This window comes from Myceligenerans crystallogenes, assembly GCF_039529775.1.
GTDB classification, from domain to species: Bacteria; Actinomycetota; Actinomycetes; order Actinomycetales; family Cellulomonadaceae; genus Myceligenerans; species Myceligenerans crystallogenes.
The window spans coordinates 358246-374591 of record NZ_BAAANL010000005.1; the positions used below are offsets into that span (position 1 = coordinate 358246).

Here is a 16346-nt window from a genome sequence, read left to right on the forward strand (position 1 = left end):
ACTGGTCAACCGTCCGACTGTTCATCGGCAGGTCACACGATCTTCGGAACCTCAGCGTTCCAGCCGGGCACGGCGGACGACCGGGTCGGAACCGTCCTGCTCGCCGTCCGTCCAGGAGACGTAGGGCCCACCGATCCCGGCGGAACCCATCGAACTCATCTCGGTGAGCCCCTGGACCACGCCGCTGGTCGTGTCGGCGGCGACGAACCCCTGGGTGGAGGTGTCACCCTCGACGACCCACACGACGTCGCGGCCGGAGACGTCGACCGAGGTCACGCGCTCGCGGCTCGTGCCGAGATCCCAGAGCACCTCCGTCTTCCCGGTCGCCCGGTCGAGGGTGCGCACGACGTCGTCCACCGACCAGACGATCAGCTCGTCGGAGACCGCGAGGTACTCGGCCGAGCCGTCCTCGACCTCGGGCAGCGACCGGCTGCGCCACAGCGTGGCGCTCGTGCCGTCGTCGCGGTGGGTCGTCATGAGCAGGCGTCCGGCCCTGCCCCGGCCACCGGAGCCGGCCTGCGTGGACAGCGTCACGATCTCGTCGTCGTCCGTCCCGAAGGTGACGAGATCGCGGACGACGACGGACGCGGTGCCCGAGCCGTCCGCCGGGGTCGTGGTGAGCGTCTTCCGGTCGTTCTCGTAGGCGCACCACGCGACGCGGAGCTGCGTGAGCCCCAGCCAGGGGTCGCACAGCATCCCGTCGAGCTGCGTCCCGTCGGACAGGTGCTCGGCGAGCTGCCGCGGCGCGGCGGGGTCATGGACGTCGTCGACCATCTGGATCGTCCAGGTCGCCGGGCCACCCTCGGTGTCCGTCGTCTCGGCCCAGGCGACGCCGTCGCCCTGGCGGGCGAACGCGAAGGTCTGGGTGCTGGTGCCCTGGATCGTGCCGGACGTCGCCAGGGCGGCGCGGTCGACGCCGCCGTCGGGGTGCGGGGTGAGGAGCTCCAGGGTCGACCGCGGGATCTCGGGGACGTCGGGGCTCCACCGACCGCCGGTGACGGTCACGAAGGAGCCGTCCTCGCCGAGGGTGGAGGTCTCCGCGGTGCTCACGGCGTCCTGGATCGGAACGGGGTCGAGGAGGACCAGCTCGGCCGGGCGCGTGGGGGACGGTGCGGGAAGGGCGCCGTCCGGGCCGTCGATGCCGCCGCCGTCGGACGTCCCGTCCATGCCCGTGAACTCACGGAACTGCTCGCTGCCGGGCAGCCCGACGGCGCCGACGCCGGGCACCTGGACCGGGCCGCCGAGGAACCACGACAGGAGCACGGCGACCGCGGTCGAGCCGGCCAGCTGCTTCGTGCGGCGGCTGCGCAGCGCGGCGCGGCTGCGGCGCAGGACCACGGCGGCGTCGGCACCGGGCGCGGTCACGAACTCGAGGTCGAGGCCGCTGACCAGGCCGCGCAGCCGGGCGAGGGCCTGGGAGGTGGTGGCCTTGACCGTGCCGATGCTGCAGCCGAGTTCCTCGGCGGCCTGCGGGGCGGTGAGGTCGTGGAGGTAGCGCAGCACGATGACCTGGCGCTGGCGGGGCGTCAGCTCGGACAGGGCGCGCACGAGGGCGTCCCGGAGGGCGACGTCGTCGGACCTGTCGTCCGACGACGGGACGGGCAGCCGGTCGTCGTCGACGGTGACCTCGCGACGCGTGCGGCGCCAGGTGTCCGTGCGCAGGTTGACCAGGATGCGGCGGGCGTAGGCGCGGGGCTCCCCGTCGCGGACGCGGTTCCAGGCCCGGTAGGTGCGCTCGAAGGCGGTCTGGACCAGGTCCTCCGCGCGATACGCGTCACCGGTCAGCAGGTAGGCGGTGCGGTACAGGTAGGCGCTCGTGGCCTCGACGAAGGCGACGAACTCCGTGTCGCGGTCACGAGGGACCTGGACGACCGCGCGGCTGGTGGCGCGCTCGCTGGCTGGGATGGCGATGCTCATGTCGTCCACGACGTTCGACCCCCCTCGATGGGTTAGGCGGTCATCCTGGCAGCACTGCCATCGATCTCACATCCGCCAGGGTCCCCCGGCAGGCCGATTCCGGGGCAGTTCTGGTAACGTTGTGGGCTGCGTGTCCGCCCAGGTCGGCGGGCACCGTCGCAGTCCCTCTCCACGGGTTCCCCACCCCAGTCCCGGGACTGTGGCCGCTCTCTACGACCTATCCGCTCGCCGCACGGCGAACACACCAGGAAGTCCACCAGTGGCAAACATCAAGTCCCAGCTCAAGCGCATCAAGACGAACGAGAAGGCGCGCCAGCGCAACAAGGCCGTCAAGTCTGAGCTCAAGACCCACGTGCGCAAGGTGCGCGACGCCGTCGCCGCGGGCGACAAGGACGCCGCGACCGCCGCGCTGCAGACCGCGACGCGCAAGCTCGACAAGGCGGTCTCGAAGGGCGTCATCCACAAGAACCAGGCCGCGAACCGCAAGTCTTCCATCGTGAAGCAGGTCAACGCGCTCTGATCGCTTGAAGCGCAAGGCGCCGCTGCTCTCCACGGCAGCGGCGCCTTTGCTGTGCCCTGGATCCAGCAGCTCGGATCCGGGCTGGCGGATCAGCCGCGGCGGGAGCGGGCGATCGTCAGGACCGCCTTCTCCACCGCGTAGACCGGGTCGCGGCTCTCGCCCTTGACCTCGGCGTCCGCCTGGGCGACCGCGGTGATCGCGGCGGCCAGGCCCTCGGGGGTCCAGCTGCGCAGGTCCTTCTGGGAGCGGTCGACCTGCCACGGGGCCATGCCAAGCTCGCGGGCGGTGATGCCGCCGCCGCGCATCGCGGCGACCTTGGCCAGGTTCCGGAGGCGCACGGCGAGGGCCGCGACGATCGGCACCGGGTCCAGGCCCGTGGCCAGCGCGTGCCGTAGGAGCGAGACGGCACCTCCGGCGTCGCCCGCCACGGCGGCGTCGGCCACGCGGAAACCCGTGGCCTCCACGCGTCCGCCGTAGTACCGGTCGACGACGGACTCGGTGATGGTTCCGGTGGTGTCGGAGATGAGCTGCGAGCAGGCCGCGGCGAGTTCCCGCAGGTCGTTGCCCAGCCCGTCGACGAGGGAGCGGACGGCGTCGGCGTCCGCGCGGCGTCGTGCCGCCTTGAACTCCCCCATCACGAACGACGCCTTCTCGCCGTCCCGGGTGATCGGCTCGCACGCCATCACGGGCGCGCCGGACTTCGTCACGGCGTCCAGCATCTTCTTGCCGCGCTGCCCGCCGCCGTGCACGACGACGACCGTGGTCTCCTCGTCCGGCCGGGCGACATACGCGATGAGGTCACTCATCAGGTCCTCCGTGCCGGACTCGGCGCCGCGCACGACCACGATCTTCGCCTCCCCGAACAGCGACGGGCTCGCCGCGACGGTGAGCTGGCCGCCCGTGTAGGTGGCGCCCTCCAGCTCGACCTTCTCGACCTCGGGATCGCGCTCCCGCGCCAGCCGGACCACGCCGTCGACGGCCCGCTCGGCGAGCAGCGGCTCCGCCCCCTGCACCAGCACGACGGGCGCGAGCGCGGGCTCGTCCCACGACCGCCCGGGCACCTTGGCGGACGGGCGTGAGCTGCTCTTGCGTCGGGTAGCTGGAGGCACGAGGAAGACTCTATGCCGCACCCCTGACATCCGTCGGCCGGCCACCGTGGCCCGTCCGGCGTTCCGCCCGACCGGCCACCGGCCGGCGCGGCGAACACGAGTCCGGACCGCGCGGGACGGCTCAGGCGGCACAGGCCGGCGCGGGCAACCGCCGCTCGCGGACCCGGCGTCCCGCACGACGGATCGTCACGCGCGCGAGCTCGTCGAGCGAGTCCACGTACAGCGGGTCCGCGAGCAGGTCATGATCCGCGGCGACCACGGAGAGCTCCGTGCACGCCAGGACGACGGCGCCCGCGCCCCGGTCCGCCAGCCGCCGGGCCACCCCGCGCAGTGCGGCGGCGTCGGCCGGCCGGCCGGCCTTGACCTGGTCGTAGATGATGCCGGTGACGATCGCCTGGTCGGTCGCACCGGGCTCGATCACCGTGACACCGCGCGCGGCGAAGGCGTCCTGGTACACCCTCGCGGCAACGGTTCCCTCCGTCGCGAGCAGTCCCACGGCGGATCCCGCCCGGTCCCCGGCCACCACCGCGTCCACCGCGCACTCCACGGCCGAGACGAACGGCACGTCACCGGCCGCGTCCGCCACCTGCTCCGTGAACCGGTGCGCCGTGTTGCACGGCATGACCAGGAACCCGACGCCGAGGCCCGCCAGCATGGCGGCGTCGCGCGCCAGGACCTGACCGGGGTCGTCGGCGGAGCGGCCCAGGATGAACGCGGTCCGGTCCGGGATCGACGCGTGGTTCGCCACGAGCATGTCCACGTGGTCCTGGTCGCGGGCCGCCTCCGTGAGGCGGACGACGAGCTGGAGGAAGTACGCCGTGGCCAGCGGGCCGACACCGCCCAGGACGCCGACCGACGCCCAGGAGGTCCCGGCCCTCGCCACCGGGCCGGTGGCGTCAGCCGGCGGCACGGGCGTCGCCCACGGGACCGGCCGAACCGCCCGGGTAACGGGCGAACTTGCGTACCTGGTTGACCTCCGCGAGACGGACCCAGGCGTCCCGGCGCGGGCTGCGGTCCTTGCGGTACTTCAGCGGGTGCACCACCTTGCGCGCCTTGCGGGCCTCGGACAGGAGCGCGTCGTCGTGCACGTAGGCGCCCAGGACGGCGTCGGGCACGATGCGGTAGAGGACCTGCGACGGCTCGGGGCCCGGGAACGTACCGCCCTGGAGGTGCTCCCCGACCCAGAACGTGGCCGGGTTGATGCCGCTGGCCGTGAGGTAGAAGTTCGAGCGGCCCGTGCGCGGGTTCAGCTCGAGGAAGTGGCCCTGGCCGGTGCGCGGGTCGACCTTCACGTCGAAGTTGGCGAAGCCGGTCCAGCCCAGGTGCTCCACGAGCCGGCGCGCGTGCTCCTCGATCTCGGGGAGCGGGCCGGTGAGGATTGCGGCCGGGTTGCCGAGGGTGCCTGGCGTGCGCTCCTCGAGGAGCACCCTGCCGCCGTACGCCATGCGCACGGTGCCCGCGCCGTCGGAATAGGTGGTCATGACGCGCATCTGGGAGTCGTCGCCGGGGATGAACTCCTGGACCAGGAACTCGCCGGTGTAACCGGCGTCGCCGGAGGCCGCCAGCAGCCAGCTGAGCTGGGCCTCGTCGTCGAGACGATGCACCTTGCGCTTGCCCGCGAAGGAGGTGTGGTGCCAGGCGATGTTGTCGGCGGGCTTGGCGATGACCGGGAAGGCGGCGTCCAGGTCCGGCATGGCACCGCCGCCGCGGGCGACGGTGGTGCGCGGATGCGGCACGCCGAGCTCCTGGCACAACCGGGAGAAGCGGTACTTGTCCATGACGCGGTCCAGCAGACGCGGCGTCGTGTAGGGCACGACGGCGACGTCCTCGATCCGGCCGCGCTGCTCGGCGAGCGCCCGCACGTACCAGTCGGTGCAGGTCACGGCCATGACGGGAGCGCCGGAGGCTGCGGCAACCCGGCGGATCACGGCGACCATGGCGTCCGGGTCGTCGAGCTCGGGTTCGACCACGTTGTCCAGGATGCGGGAGTACCGGACGTTGCGTGTGGGCCGGATCGACACCACCGTCGACCGGACTCCGTAGGCCTCGTGGAACGCGCGGGCCAGGCTGTAGGCCCCGGCGTCGCCGCCGAGGATGACGGGATGGACGGCGGCCTGCAGGCCGCCGCGGGTGGGCCGATAGGTCTTCTGTGCTCGGGTCACATCCTGGCGGACGCCCGGGATGCGCGTTTCGTTTAACCCCGGAGCGGGTGAAGTGGCTGGTGAGGTCGCTGTGGGCGGTGCTCAGCCGACGAAGAGGCCGCAGAAGCTCGTACGTCACGGAGAGTACGGCCGGCCCCAGGGCGGGCGTTAGCATCGTCGGGTGAATGAACCGGTCACATCACCAGTTGCCGTCGTCGGACCCGGGGCGATCGGCGGGCTGCTGGCGGCAATGCTGCAGCGTTCCGGGCACGACGTCGTCCTGGTGGCGCGCGAGGCCACCGCACGTCACCTCGACGCCCACGGGATCGACGTCGTCACGGACCTGTTCGGCTCGTGGCACGCCGATCTCCCCGCACGTACCGACGTCCCGGCCGGTGCGCGCGTTCTGATCACGGTCAAGGCCGACGGCGTCGCCTGGGCCGGGAACCTGCTGCGCGACGCCGCGCCGTCCGAGGCGATCGCGCTGCTCAACGGCGTCGAGCACATGTCGGGGTTGCGGGCGGCCGCGCCCGGCGTCGTCGTGCACGGCGGCGCGTTCCTCGGCCAGACGCGTCGCACCGGGTCCACGTCCGACACCGCCCCGCTGCAGGTGCGGCACTTCTTCGACCTGCTGAAGGTCGTCGTGTCCGACGACGCCGCCGGGCTCGGCCTGGTCGGTGACCTCGCGGCGGCGGGTGCGGACGTGTCCGCCGGCGGGTCCGAACCGCGGGTGCTGTGGACCAAGCTCCGCTCCCTGGCCGCCCTGCACGTCCTGACCTGCCTGCACGACGCCGGGATCGGCGGGGCGCTGGACCGCGACCCCGCCCTGACCGCGGGCGTGCTGTCCGAGCTCGCCGCCGTGACGTCCGCGGAGGGGGTGCCGACGACCCCCGCCGACATCGAGACCACGCTGCGTGGCTTCCCGCCGGCGACGGTCGGTTCCCTGCACGCGGACCTGGCGGCGGGCAGCGAGGGAGAGCTCGACCCGATCGTCGGGGCCGTGGTGCGAGCGGGCGCCCGGCACGGCATCGGGACGCCCACCCTTACCGACGCGATCGACCGCCTGCGGGGCCTGGTGGGCGCCGCGCGTCCCTGACGTCAGCATCCCGCCGATCCGATCTCGCCGTCGCGGACGACGAGGACGGCCGTGCCGCATTCGTCGGTGCGGACAATCGCCGCGCCGGCGCCCTCGTACAGGTCGAGGGCCTGGCCGGTGGGGTGGCCGTACTCGTTGTCGCGCCCCGCGGAGAAGATCGCGACGGCCGGTCGCGTGAGGGCCGCGAGGTCCGGGGACTGCTCGGCGGATCCGTGGTGGGCGACCTTGACGACATCGAACCGCGTCGCACCGCGCGAGCCGAGTTCGGCCACGAGGGCCTGCTGACCCGAGGCCTCCAGGTCGCCGAGGAGGAGGACGTCCAGGTCCGGGGTGCGGGCAACGAGAGCGATGCTCGCATCGTTCGCCGGCGCGTCACCGGTCCCGTTCCCGGCGCCGGCCTGCAGCACCTCCCACCGGACCGTCCCGGCGACGCCCTGTTGGCCTGCCCGCGCATCACCCGCGGGGATCCCGGCCGCGGCCAGCGAGGCACGGGTCGCCGCGGCACCGGCGGGCGGGTCGTCGACGGGTGTCACGAGCGCGGCGGTCACCTTCCGCCCGGCCAGCACCGGGCCGAGGCCGCCCACGTGGTCGGCATGGAAGTGGCTCAGCACCAGCAGGTCCACGGTGGTCACGCCGAGTTCGCCGAGGCACCGGTCCGCGGCCGGCCCCTCGGGCCCGACGTCGACGACGATCGCGGAAGCCGGCCCGGTCCGCAGCGCCAGGCTGTCTCCCTGCCCGACGTCGCACGCCGCGACCTGCCAGTCCCGGGGCAGGGGCTCGCCGAGCGCGGCGAACCGTGGCGCCGCGACCACCACGAGCAGCAGCACCGCGATTCCCGCCGCGAGCAGCGTGCCGGCCTGCCCCCGGGTGAGACGCGGCCGCCGCCCCGGGACGGCCGCGCGGCCGGGTCGCGATGATCGCCCCCGGAACGCGACACCCTGGCCGGGCCGCCGCCGTTCCAGGAGTGCCTGCGGAGGCTCGCGCCGCCACCGGCGCGGCAACCCGCGAAGACCGGACCCCGGCGCGGGACGCCACGCCTGCGGCCGGCCGGCGAGAGGTTCGCGGCGCAGCACCGCCCACAGGCCGATGCCGGTGAGCGCGGCCAGCAGCAGCGCTCCGGGCGGTCCGCCCGGCCAGGGCAGCGAGGCACCGGGCAGGCTCGCCAGGAACCCGGCGACGACGGCGATCCACCAGGTCGCCCCGCCTGCCACCCAGGCGATCGGTCCCGCCACGAGCGGCAGCCAGGGTGCGAGGATCGTCGCGAGCAGCCCCAGCACGGTCGCCGGGAAGACGGCCGGAGCCGCCAGCAGGTTCGCGACGACCGACATCGTCGGCACCGACGGGTCGAGCAGCACCAGGACCGGGCCGCACGCGAGCTGCGCGGCCAGCGGCACCGCGAGCGCGAAGGCCGCCGGGCCCCCGATCCAGGGCGTGAGCCTCCTGGCGAGCGGCGCGACGAGCAGCACGAGCCCTGCGGTGGCGGCCGCGGACAGGGCGAAGCCGAACGATCGCGCCAGCCACGGGTCGACGACCAGCAGCCCGATCACCGACCCCGCGAGCGCCGGTACCGATGCCGCCGGGCGCCCGAGGGCAAGCCCCGTGAGCGCGAACGCCGCCATGACCCCCGCGCGCAGCACGGCCGGCTCCGGGCGCACCAGCACCAGGAAGGTGCACGACGCGACCGCGATCAGTGCCACCCGCCCGGCACGCGGCAGCCGCGCCACCGCGCACAGGGCGGACAGGACCGCCATGACGACGGAGAAGTGACCTCCGCTGACTGCCGTGATGTGAGCCAGGCCAACCGCACGCATCGCTTCCTCCAGGTCCGCCGGCATGCGTGTCGTGTCGCCGATCGCCGCGCCCGGCACGAGCGCCCGGGCCTGGGGCGACAGCCCGTCGGTCACCTCCATCAGCGCGTCCCGGTGCCGGTCCAGCAGCCGCAGGGCGGCGGGCGGTGACCGCTGGACGGTGACGTAGCCGGCGGTCAGGGCACCGGTCTCGGTACCGCCCGTACGTGGCGGCCGCAGCCCGCCGCGTACGGTGACGACCGAGCCGAACCGGAGACCGTCCGCGCCCGCCGTGACGACCTGCACGCGTCCGCCGCCCGCGGTCCGCACGCCACGGGCGTCGATGCTTCCGACCTCCAGCAGGAACCGGACCTGCCCCGGCGCGGACGCCTCTGATTGCGCGGCCTCGCCCGGCACTCCGGCCGGCGACGGGGCGCCACCCCACGAGAACGGCTCCGGCTGCGTGGCCACGGTGCCGGTCAGCTCCGCCGTGAACCGGCCCTCGGCCAGGTCGCGGACGACAGCCGACCCCGCCGCCTGGACGGCCCCGCCCGCGACGACGGCCAGCGCGCACGCGCCTGCCAGGACAACCTGGTGGGCCGCTCCCCGGCCGGCCGCGGCACGTCCCGGCCGTCCCCGCAGGCCGCCCGCCCCCCGCAGGCCGCCCGACCCCCGCAAGCCGTCCGGTCCCCGCAGGCCGCCGAGCCCCCGCTGGCCACCCCGCCCCTGCAAGCCGCCCAGCCCCCGCCGGCCGTCCGACCCCCGCATGCCACCCCGCCACCGCAGGCCCGCCCGCGCGTGCTCCCGCCGACCGCCCCCGCGCAGGCCGATCACGCCGATCGCGCAGATCCCGACGAGGATCGCCAGCCACCCGCTGACGGCGGCCAGCCGGGCGGGTTCGCTCCCGCCGGTGGCCCACCAGGCGGCAGCCCAGGCAGCCACGGCGCCGGGCAGCAGCCGAACATCCGTCATGCTCCCGGAGCTCATCTCAACTCCCCTGCGGCCGGCCCCGGCAACACCCCGACGGCACCTGCCCGCACCTCGGCCGCCCGCGACGGGCTCAGGTCCCCGTTCACACCGTCACCGAAGGACGGACCTGCTCCAGGACCGACGGACCGATGCCCGGGACGTCCTCGAGCTCGTCGACCGAGGCGAACGGGCCGTGCGCGGTACGCCATTCGACGATGGCCGAGGCCAGGGACGGGCCGATGCCCGGCAGGGTCTCCAGGGCCGTCGCGTCGGCGGAGTTGACGTCGACCGTCGCACCGGGTGTGCCGACCGCGCCGGCCGTACCGCCCACGCCGCCGACGGCGCTCGCACCGCCGACCGCGCCCCCACCACCCGAGCCGCCGGAGCCCGTCCCCGCACCCCCCGGCGGCGCCGCCACAGGCACCTCCCCCGGCTCCGGAACGTAGATCTGCTCGCCGTCGGTCACGGACCGCGCCAGGTTCACCCCCGACAGGTCCGCGTCCTGGGTCGCCCCGCCGGCGGCGTCGACCGCATCGGCGATCCGGGCCCCCGCAGGCAGCTCGACCAGCCCCGGCTCGCGCACCGCCCCGACGACATGGGCGACCACCCCCGCACCGGTCCCGGCGCTCGCAACGGGCTCGGGACTCCCGGCCCAGGCCCCCTCGGGACTCCCGGCCTCGGCCTCCTCGGAACTCCCGGCCCCCTCGGGCATCTCCGTCCCCGGGGCCACGGCCCCGCCCGCCCCTCCGCCATCGGCCGGCGCCGCATCGGCGGCCGGGCCGAGCGCCCGGACCTCGCCGTCGCCGCGCAGGCCCGGCCCGAGCACGACGACGCCCGCGACGATCGCCAGCAGGAGCACGGCGACCACCGCCACCAGCCCGGGTCTCGCCCCGAGCGCCCAGCGCCACCCGCTGCCGCCGTCGTCCAGACCGACCGGATGCCCGTGCACCGCCTCATAGGCCGCCGCGACCCGGTCCGCCGACCGGCGCCGGCGCAACCTGCCCGCGAGGTCGTCGAGGTCTGACGAGGCCGCCGGTGGCACGGCCGGGATCGCATCGGTGTCCGCTCTCATGGCATCGACGCTAGGCATCGCGCCCGCAGCGCGAGCCGCCCCGGACCCGCCCCTGTGCACGAAGCACGATTTCCACAGCCCTCGGTCGGCGTCGGACCCGCATCATCCCGTCGACGAGGTACGCGACGTGCGCTCACGGGCGCCCGGAAACTTCCGCGCCACGCCGGGCTCAGTGCCGGTGATCCCCTAGATCCGCCACGACCACGGCCAGCGTCCCCGGCCCCACGTGCACCCCGATCACCGCGCTCATGTCCGAGATCTCGATGTCCGCCCGCGTCCGCGTCCGCAGCCTGCCCGCCACCGTGCGGGCCCGCTCCGGCGCACCGAAATGCTGCACCCCGACCACCGGCCGCACCGCGGCCGCGATGCTCTCGCCGGCCAGATCGAGCAGCCGCTCCAGCCCCGCCGCCCGCGTCCGCACCCGCTGCGCCAGCTCGATCCGGCCGTCCCGCATCGTCAGGATCGGCCGCACCCCCAGCACCGTCCCGAGCGCCGCCGCGGTACCCGACAACCGCCCCCCGCGCCGCAGGTGCTCCAGGCTGTCCACCATGAACACCGACGACGACGAGTCCGCCACCTCGCGAGCCCGCTGAGCCACGTGCGCGGCATCGCACCCGGCCGCGGCGCACTCGGCCGCGGCCAGCGCGGCGAACCCCAGCCCCGACCCCGCCGTGCGCGAGTCGACGACCCGCACGGCCAGCGGCGAGCGGGCGGCCGCGGCGCTCGCCGCCGAGATCGTCCCCGACAGCTCGCCGGACAGGTGCAGGGACACGATCGCCCGGGCGCCGTCGTCGGCCAGCTCGCGGTAGACCTCCGCGAACCGGTCGGGCGGCGGCTGCGAGGTCGTGACCCGCGCACCCTCGCCGAGAAGCCGGACGACGTCGGCCATGGTGACGTCCACGCCCTCGTCGTACGACTCGCGCTCGGTCACCACGCGCAGGGGAACGACCCGCGGGCCTGCGCCGTCACCCGGGACGGCCAGGCACGACGTCGAGTCGGTGACGACACGGACGGCCTGGCCCTGCGGGGGTGCGATCGCGGCTGGTTCCGCGCGATGCTCGTGCTGGCGGCGGAAAAGAGGCATGACCGAGCAATCCTATCTATCTTCGGACCATGTCCGACGCGACGGCTGGGGACGTCACCCCATCGAGTACAGCACCCGCCACCGAACCCGGCGGCTACGCCGCCCAGGTGGCGCAGGGCTACGCCACCGAGGGCGCGACGCTCGCGCTCGGAGCCCTCCTGGAGGGCGAGCCCGGCTCCGGCGCCACGCCGAACCCGCAGGTCCAGGTCGGTTTCGCGCTGAGCATGCTGAACCGGCACGGCCTCGTGGCGGGCGCCACCGGCACCGGCAAGACGAAGACGATGCAGGGCATGGCCGAGGGCCTGTCCCTGGCCGGGGTCCCGGTGTTCCTCGCCGACGTCAAGGGCGACCTGTCGGGCATCGCCGTCCCCGGCGAGGACGGCGAGAAGATCCGCGCCCGCGCCCGGAGCATCGGCCAGGACTGGCGCCCCACGCAGTTCCCCGTCGAGTTCTACGGCCTGGGCGGCCACGGCAAGGGCGTGCCGATCCGCACCACCGTCACCGACTTCGGCCCGCTGCTGCTGGCCAAGGTGCTCGGCCTCAACGAGACCCAGGAGTCCAGCCTCAACCTGATCTTCCACTGGGCCGACAAGCAGGGCCTCGCCCTGCTCGACCTCAAGGACCTGCAGTCCGTCATCGCCCACCTCACGAGCGACGAGGGCAAGGCGGAGCTGAAGGGCATCGGCGGCGTCAGCACGGCGTCGGCCGGTGTCATCCTGCGCGAGATCGTCACGCTGCAGGCCGGCGGCGCCGAGGAGTTCTTCGGCGAGCCCGCCTTCTCCAGCGCGGATCTCCTGCGGGTGTCCGACGACGGCCTGGGCGTCCTCTCGGTGCTGGAGCTGCCCTCGCTGCAGGACAAGCCGGAGCTGTTCTCGACGTTCCTCATGTGGCTGCTCGCGGACCTGTTCCAGGAACTGCCGGAGGTGGGCGACACCGACAAGCCCAAGCTGGTGTTCTTCTTCGACGAGGCGCACCTGCTGTTCGACGGGGCCTCCCGGGAGTTCCTCGACCAGGTGACGCAGACCGTGCGGCTCATCCGCTCCAAGGGCGTGGGCGTGTTCTTCGTCACGCAGTCGCCCAAGGACGTGCCGGGCGACGTGCTCGCCCAGCTCGGCAACCGCGTGCAGCACGCGCTGCGCGCCTTCACGCCCGACGACGCCAAGGCCCTGCGCGCCGCGGCCCGCACCTTCCCGACCTCCCCGTACGACCTGGAGCGGCTGCTCCAGGAACTCGGCACCGGCGAGGCGGTCGTCACCGTCCTGACGGAGTCGGGCGCGCCCGCGCCGGTGGCGTGGACGCGCGTGCGCGCGCCGCAGTCCTCGATGAACCCGGCCGGGGACGCGGTGATCGACACCGTCGTCGCGGCCTCACCGGGCCAGGCGAAGTACGGCACGGCCGTCGACAACGAGTCGGCGTTCGAGCTGCTGCAGGCCAAGGCGCAGGAGCAGGCCGCCGCGCACGAGGCGGAGGCCTCGGCGTCGTCGGACGCGGAACGCGCCCGCGCCGACGAGGCGCGGCTCAAGGCCGAGCGCACCCGGCTGGAGAAGGAGGCCCGCGACGAGGCCAGGCGCAAGGAACAGGCCGTCCGCGACCGCAACCGCGTCGCCGGCCAGGTCGCCCGCAGCGCGGGCTCCGTGCTGCTGCGCGAGATCACCCGCAGCCTGTTCGGCACCCGGCGCCGCTGACGGCCCGCCGGGCGGCCTCGGGCGGCTACCGCCGCACCCGCGTCCGCCCGCCGGTCCGCGCCGGCTCGAAGCTGCGCACGTGCCGCGGCACCGCCCGGACGCCGGACGACGCCGTGGACAGCGCGAGCTCCGCGGACGACGCCGGCCAGGCACCCGAACCCCCGTACGGATCGGCAGCGGCCGCCACCGGCAGGTCGTAGCGCTCCGTCCAGCCCCGCCACCGCGCGGGTGCCGCGCCCATCACGAACCCGAGCACGAGCCACATCGCCGTCGCCAGCCGCCCGAGGCTGGAAGGATGGTCCATCAGGTTCATCGTGAAGTAGCCGATCAGGGCCGACGACGCCGCGAACCCCATGGCGTGCCCGCGCACCGCGAGCCCGAAGGCCGTGACCGTCGAACCGATCGTCACCGCCGTGATCGCCAGGAACCCGAGCACCCCGGCCTCGACCAGCCAGTTCAGCCAGAGGTTGTGCAGGTGGAAGAACTCGACGCTGCCCTCGATCCGGGCGTTGACCACGTCGCCCGCCCGGCCGAGCCCGACCCCCAGCGGCTCGTCCGCCGCGACCCGCAGCGCCGTCGACCAGGCCTCGTTCCGCACCCCGAGCGAGCGCCCGGCCTGTGACACCAGGGCGATCCCGATCAGCCCCACCACCAGGAGCCCGGCTCCGATCATCGCCGCGAGGCGCAGCTGCTGCGGGCTGAACCGCGTCCGCGCCCACTGCCACGCGAGCACCAGGGCGGCGGCGAAGCCCGCGACCCACGGCCCGCGCGAGTACGTCACCAGCAGCGCCGCGCAGGCCAGCACGATCGCCGCCATCGCCACGACCCGCTGGAGGTGGTCCGTGAACATCGTGACCGCCAGCACCGCCAGCGGCACCAGCAGCAGGAGGAACGCCGCCAGCAGGTTCGGGTTGCTGAACGTCCCGGTGGCCCGCGCGAACACGCCCGGCTCGCTGCAGGAGGCGTCACGCAGCAGGCCCGACCGGCAGAACCCGGTCGGCACGTTCTCGCTCGACTGACCGATCGCCACCGCGGACGCCACGGTCACCGCCCCGGCCGCCAGGACCACGAGCGCGCGCCAGGCGGTCGGCTGCAGCCGCATCAGGGCCGTGGCCAGGTAGTACACCGAGACGTAGGAGAACAGGTGCCGGAACGGCGCGTCGCCACCCCACCGGTACGCCGCCACCGCCGAGGCCAGGAGCAGTACGACGACCGGGATGTCCAGGCGGGTGCGGAAGTGCCGCCACCGCGCGCCCGCCACCAGAGCGGCCGCGAAGCCGGCGGTCGTGACCACGCGCTGCCAGGTGACGACGCCGAAGATCGGTGCGTCGGGAAGGACGTCGGACGTCGCCTCGAAGAGGAGCGCGGCCAGGCAGAGCAGCACCACGATCACGGGACCGTGTGGCCGCGGCTGCCCGGGGGAAAGCTCCGCCGTTGCCATACCGTGATCCTCCCGGCGAAAGGTGGTCGGGAGGCGAACAACAGGCCACACCGACGCAACCCTTCGGCGTCGGGGGAACGAAGGGTCGTTTCCCAAGGATGAGAATGAATCTCAGCCCCGCGATACGATCCCCGCGAGAACCGTCGCCCCGACACCCCGGAAAGGCTCCCTGGTGCCCACCCTCCTGATGATCGAGAGCTGGCTGCAGTCCACCGGTCTCAGCCTCCCGCCGCTGCTGCGCGCCGCCGGCCACGAGTACGTCCTGATCATGCGCGATCCCCGGATCTACACGCTGCCCGACGGCGCCCCGCACCCGGTCCTCGCGCACGCCGCCGAGGTCGTCGTCGCCGAGACCAACGACGACGACGCCCTGATCGCCGCCGCCCGCGAGACCGCCGCCCGGTACGACGTCGCGGGCGTCCTGACGACCTGCGACTACTACCTCACCGCGGCGGCCGTCGTCGCGCGGGCCCTGGGCCTTCCCGGACCGCCGCCCGGCGCGTTGCGCACGGCCACGAACAAGCACCTAGTCCGGGCCGCCGTCGCCCGCGCCGGCCTCCCCGACGTCCCGCACGCGGTCGCCGCCGGCTGGGACGAGGCGCGCGCCGCCGCGGCGGCCCTGGGCTACCCCGTCGTGATCAAGCCCGTGGACCTGAACTCCGGCACGGGCGTCCGGCGCGTCTCCGGCGACGCCGCCCTCGCCGACGCCTTCGCCGAGATCACCGGCCCCGAACGGAACACCCGGGACCAGCCGCTGGCCCGCCTGGCGCTGATCGAACGGGTGCTGGACGGCCCCGAGTACAGCGTGGAGGCCGTCACCCGGGACGGCGTCACGACCGTGCTGGGCATCACCGCCAAGACGGTCACCGAGGTGGCCCGTCCGGTCGCCGGCGGCGCCGACGCGGTGAGCTACGTCGAGAGCGGCCACGACTTCCCCGCCCGCCTCGATCCCGGGACCCGCGACGCGATCACCGGGCACGTCACCCGGGTCCTCGCCGCCGTCGGCCTCACCCACGGCATCAGCCACACCGAGATCCGCCTCACCGCAGCCGGCCCGCGCCTCGTGGAGCTCAACCCGCGCCAGGGCGGCGGCTACATCTTCGATCTGGTACGCCTGGTCACGGGCTACAACCCGCTCCGGGTACTGGTCTCCCTCGCGCTCGGCGAGACCCCCGAACCCGCGGCGCCCGAGGCGGCGAGCGCCGCCGTCCGCTTCCTGCTCACGCCGGCCGACGGCGTCCTGCGGTCGATCGAGGGCGCGGACGCGCTGCACGACGACGCCCGCGTGCCGGCCCACGCCCTGCCCCGCCCCGGCGCCGTCCTGCGTCCGGCGGACAACAACGACCGGCTCGGCCACGTCCTGGTCGCGGACCCGGACGGCGACCGGGCCGCCGGGTGGGCCGACGAGATCCTCGCGGGCCTCCGCCTGGACGTGCGCCAGGACTCGCCCGTGCCGCACGTCGGCGCGGTCTGACGACCGGAGGCCGGGTCTCGCCGGCGGGCGGATCTCGCGGGAACGCACGCG

12 protein-coding genes are annotated in these 16346 nt (G+C 74.5%); 4 read left to right on the forward strand and 8 right to left on the reverse strand.

The genetic code is table 11. From position 1 onward, the window contains the following. Nucleotides 1–51: 51 nt before the first annotated feature. Nucleotides 52–1917 (reverse strand): SigE family RNA polymerase sigma factor, encoded by a 1866-nt coding sequence (locus ABD208_RS14110; protein WP_344103942.1) that lies wholly within the window; start codon nucleotides 1915–1917, stop codon nucleotides 52–54. Nucleotides 1918–2176: 259 nt separating this feature from the next. On the opposite strand from ABD208_RS14110, the gene rpsT reads away from it, so the two are divergent. Beyond that, nucleotides 2177–2437, forward strand: a complete 261-nt coding sequence (gene rpsT / locus ABD208_RS14115) for a 30S ribosomal protein S20 (protein WP_344103944.1) — start codon at nucleotides 2177–2179, stop codon at nucleotides 2435–2437. Between the two features lie 89 nt (nucleotides 2438–2526). Here rpsT and holA read toward each other — a convergent pair whose 3' ends face one another. The 3 genes from holA to ABD208_RS14130 all read right to left on the reverse strand — a co-directional run bounded on the left by holA (nucleotide 2527) and on the right by ABD208_RS14130 (nucleotide 5708). Beyond that, on the reverse strand, nucleotides 2527–3546 hold the full coding sequence (gene holA / locus ABD208_RS14120; RefSeq protein WP_344103946.1) for a DNA polymerase III subunit delta: 1020 nt from the start codon (nucleotides 3544–3546) through the stop codon (nucleotides 2527–2529). 121 nt (nucleotides 3547–3667) lie between these two features. After that, the gene (gene cuyB, locus ABD208_RS14125) at nucleotides 3668–4456 is read right to left on the reverse strand and encodes a cysteate racemase (RefSeq protein WP_344103948.1); all 789 of its coding nucleotides are present in this window, start codon (nucleotides 4454–4456) and stop codon (nucleotides 3668–3670) included. Next, on the reverse strand, nucleotides 4443–5708 hold the full coding sequence (locus tag ABD208_RS14130) for a carboxylate--amine ligase (protein WP_344103950.1): 1266 nt from the start codon (nucleotides 5706–5708) through the stop codon (nucleotides 4443–4445). The genes cuyB and ABD208_RS14130 overlap by 14 nt, the downstream gene beginning before the upstream one ends. A 160-nt stretch (nucleotides 5709–5868) precedes the next feature. Between ABD208_RS14130 and ABD208_RS14135 the strand changes: the two genes are divergently transcribed. Continuing rightward, the gene (locus ABD208_RS14135) at nucleotides 5869–6783 is read left to right on the forward strand and encodes a ketopantoate reductase family protein (RefSeq protein WP_344103952.1); all 915 of its coding nucleotides are present in this window, start codon (nucleotides 5869–5871) and stop codon (nucleotides 6781–6783) included. 2 nt (nucleotides 6784–6785) lie between these two features. Here ABD208_RS14135 and ABD208_RS14140 read toward each other — a convergent pair whose 3' ends face one another. From ABD208_RS14140 to ABD208_RS14150, 3 genes are all read right to left on the reverse strand, one after another. Continuing rightward, entirely contained in the window at nucleotides 6786–9542 is a 2757-nt protein-coding gene (locus ABD208_RS14140) for a ComEC/Rec2 family competence protein (RefSeq protein WP_344103954.1), read from the reverse strand. A gap of 100 nt (nucleotides 9543–9642) precedes the next feature. Then, the gene (locus tag ABD208_RS14145; RefSeq protein WP_344103956.1) at nucleotides 9643–10611 is read right to left on the reverse strand and encodes a ComEA family DNA-binding protein; all 969 of its coding nucleotides are present in this window, start codon (nucleotides 10609–10611) and stop codon (nucleotides 9643–9645) included. A 169-nt stretch (nucleotides 10612–10780) separates the two neighbouring features. After that, complete coding sequence (locus ABD208_RS14150; protein WP_344103958.1) at nucleotides 10781–11695, reverse strand: DegV family protein; 915 nt, start codon at nucleotides 11693–11695, stop codon at nucleotides 10781–10783. 29 nt (nucleotides 11696–11724) lie between these two features. On the opposite strand from ABD208_RS14150, the gene ABD208_RS14155 reads away from it, so the two are divergent. After that, on the forward strand, nucleotides 11725–13380 hold the full coding sequence (locus ABD208_RS14155) for a helicase HerA-like domain-containing protein (RefSeq protein ID WP_344103960.1): 1656 nt from the start codon (nucleotides 11725–11727) through the stop codon (nucleotides 13378–13380). A 25-nt stretch (nucleotides 13381–13405) separates the two neighbouring features. Here the strand turns inward: ABD208_RS14155 and ABD208_RS14160 are convergent, their stop codons facing one another. Next, a complete protein-coding gene (locus tag ABD208_RS14160) occupies nucleotides 13406–14821 on the reverse strand; it encodes an O-antigen ligase family protein (protein ID WP_344103962.1) in 1416 nt (471 codons plus the stop codon). A 172-nt stretch (nucleotides 14822–14993) separates the two neighbouring features. On the opposite strand from ABD208_RS14160, the gene ABD208_RS14165 reads away from it, so the two are divergent. Continuing rightward, nucleotides 14994–16295: an ATP-grasp domain-containing protein gene (locus ABD208_RS14165; protein ID WP_344103964.1), complete on the forward strand. Its 1302-nt coding sequence runs from the start codon at nucleotides 14994–14996 to the stop codon at nucleotides 16293–16295. Nucleotides 16296–16346: the final 51 nt, after the last annotated feature.

Coding starts and splice junctions, on each gene's coding strand:
- ABD208_RS14145 (WP_344103956.1), bottom strand. CDS start 10,611: ATGAGAGCGGACACCGATGCGATCCCGGCCGTGCCACCGGCGGCCTCG.
- ABD208_RS14155 (WP_344103960.1), top strand. CDS start 11,725: ATGTCCGACGCGACGGCTGGGGACGTCACCCCATCGAGTACAGCACCC.
- ABD208_RS14110 (WP_344103942.1), bottom strand. CDS start 1,917: ATGAGCATCGCCATCCCAGCCAGCGAGCGCGCCACCAGCCGCGCGGTC.
- ABD208_RS14150 (WP_344103958.1), bottom strand. CDS start 11,695: ATGCCTCTTTTCCGCCGCCAGCACGAGCATCGCGCGGAACCAGCCGCG.
- ABD208_RS14160 (WP_344103962.1), bottom strand. CDS start 14,821: ATGGCAACGGCGGAGCTTTCCCCCGGGCAGCCGCGGCCACACGGTCCC.
- ABD208_RS14140 (WP_344103954.1), bottom strand. CDS start 9,542: ATGACGGATGTTCGGCTGCTGCCCGGCGCCGTGGCTGCCTGGGCTGCC.